This is a genomic window from Inquilinus limosus MP06, assembly GCF_000767795.1.
Taxonomy (GTDB): Bacteria; Pseudomonadota; Alphaproteobacteria; order DSM-16000; family Inquilinaceae; genus Inquilinus; species Inquilinus limosus_E.
Window position 1 is genome coordinate 1 of record NZ_JANX01000833.1, and the last position, 1,958, is coordinate 1,958.

The window sequence follows — 1,958 nt, forward strand, 5'->3', positions numbered from 1 at the left end:
CGGCGCCATCCCGGCCGCCGGATTGCCTTCCGCTGCGACAGCCAGATGGCGCAGGCAGCGGCGGCCAGGGCCGGCTGGGGCGTGGCGCTGCTGCCGCGCTTCCTGGGCGATCCCGATCCCGGCCTGGCGCCGGTCGCGCTCGGATGCCCTGCCGCCGCCGCGCGAGATCTGGCTGCTGATCCGCCCCGACCTGGCCGAGGTGCCGCGGGTGCGCGCGGTGGCCGACGCGCTGGCGGATCTGTTCCGCAAGAACCGGGCACTGTTCGGCTGAGCGCCCTCAGGTCGTGGCGACCAGGATCTCCTCCGACTTCGACGGCCGGAAGCCGTCCACCCGGCCGGCGAAGTAGCGTTCGGCCAGATCGGCGGCCGACACGGTGCGGACATCGCGGAAGCCGGCGTCGCGCGCCATCTCCCGCATCTCCTCCGGCGCGAACATGCTGATGAAGGGCGTGCCGCTGGCCCGGGCGCCGGCCTCCGCCATTTCGCGTCCCGGCCGCTCCTCCGGGTCGGCCAGCTCCATCGGCAGCAGATAGGTCATGGCCAGGGTGGAGCCGGGGACGAGGGCCGCGAGCCGGCGCAAGGTCGCCGCATTCGCCTCCCGCGTCAGATACAGGCTGACGCCGGTCGAGGCCACCACCGCCGGCCGGGCCGGATCGAAGCCCGCCGTCACCAGCCGCTCCCACCAATCCTCGCCGGCCTCGAAATCGACCGGGACGAAGCGCAGCCGGTCCGGGATGCCGAAGCCGAGCTCGACCAGGCGGCGGCGCTTCCAGGCCTGCGGGCCGGGGCGGTCGATCTCGAAGATCCGCAGCGCGACCTCCGGCCGGCGCTGGGCGAAGCTGTCCAGCCCGGCGCCGAGGATCACGTACTGGCCGACGCCGCTGCCGGCCTGCTCCGAGGCCAGATCCTCGATGAAGCGGGCGCGGGCGACGATCGAGGCGCGGAAGGTCCGCGTGCGCTGCGCATCCATGTCGCCACGGCTGCGCCAACCCTCCTCCGGCGCCGCCAGGAGCAGGCCGATGCGGTCGTCCAGCACCGGCGGCGCGGCGTCGATCTCGAGATGCATCGCCCGCCACAGGGCGACCCGCACCGCCGTGCTGTCCGGTTCCGCGATGACCGTGTCAGTCATGACCCTCTTCTCCATCGGATGTGCCGGCGCAGAGGAAATCGCGCATGGCTTGATCTATCAAACGGATAATTTCTGTGGCAGTGATCGGCATGATCACTGAATGGAGCGGCCGGATGGAGCTGCGCCAGCTCGCGCATTTCCTCGCGGTGGTCGAGGAGCGGCACTTCACCCGCGCCGCCCGCCGGGTGCACCTGACCCAGTCCAGCCTGTCGGCGTCGATCCGGGCGCTGGAGCGGGAGCTGGACAGCGAGCTGTTCGTCCGCAACACCCGCAGCGTGGAGGTCACCGAGGCCGGTCGGGCCCTGCTGCCCCATGCGCGCCAGGCGCTGGCGGCGGCGGAGGAAGGCCGCGACGCCATCGCCGGGGTCCGCGGACTGCTGCGCGGCCAGCTGGCGATCGGCGTCATTCAGACCTTCGGGCTGATCCCCCTGCCCGCCCTGCTGACCCGCTACCACCGCCTGCATCCCGGCGTGGCGCTGCGGCTGCGCCACGGCAGCGCCGGATCGCTGGTCACCGCCGTCGCCCAGGGCGAGCTGGAGGTTGCCTTCGTGGACCATCCGCCCGGCCCCCATCCGGACCGCGTCGCCGTCCGCTCGCTCGGCCAGGAGGCCCTGGTCCTGGCCGTCGCCGCCCGCGACCCGCTCGCCGCCCGCCGCCAGCAGCGCCTGGCCGGCCTCGCCGAGCGCGACTTCGTCGAGTACCGGCCCGATTCGGCGCTGCGCGCCACCATCGACGCCGCCTGCCGCGCGGCCGGGCTGGAGCGCAGGATCTGCTGCGAGGCGGACACCGTCGGCGACATGGTCGAGCTGGTCGCGCAGGGCTTCGGCGT

2 protein-coding genes and 1 pseudogene are annotated in these 1,958 nt (G+C 73.5%); 2 read left to right on the forward strand and 1 reads right to left on the reverse strand.

Features of this window, described 5'->3' with window-relative positions:
* Positions 1–271, forward strand: a pseudogene (locus tag P409_RS39640) (hypothetical protein); the annotation flags it as partial.
* A gap of 6 nt (positions 272–277) precedes the next feature.
* Here the strand turns inward: P409_RS39640 and P409_RS32955 are convergent.
* On the reverse strand, positions 278–1,129 hold the full coding sequence (locus P409_RS32955; protein WP_034848655.1) for a class I SAM-dependent methyltransferase: 852 nt from the start codon (positions 1,127–1,129) through the stop codon (positions 278–280).
* A gap of 74 nt (positions 1,130–1,203) precedes the next feature.
* Between P409_RS32955 and P409_RS32960 the strand changes: the two genes are divergently transcribed.
* A partial coding sequence (locus tag P409_RS32960; RefSeq protein WP_202964885.1) for a LysR family transcriptional regulator occupies positions 1,204–1,958 on the forward strand: 755 nt, incomplete at its 3' end.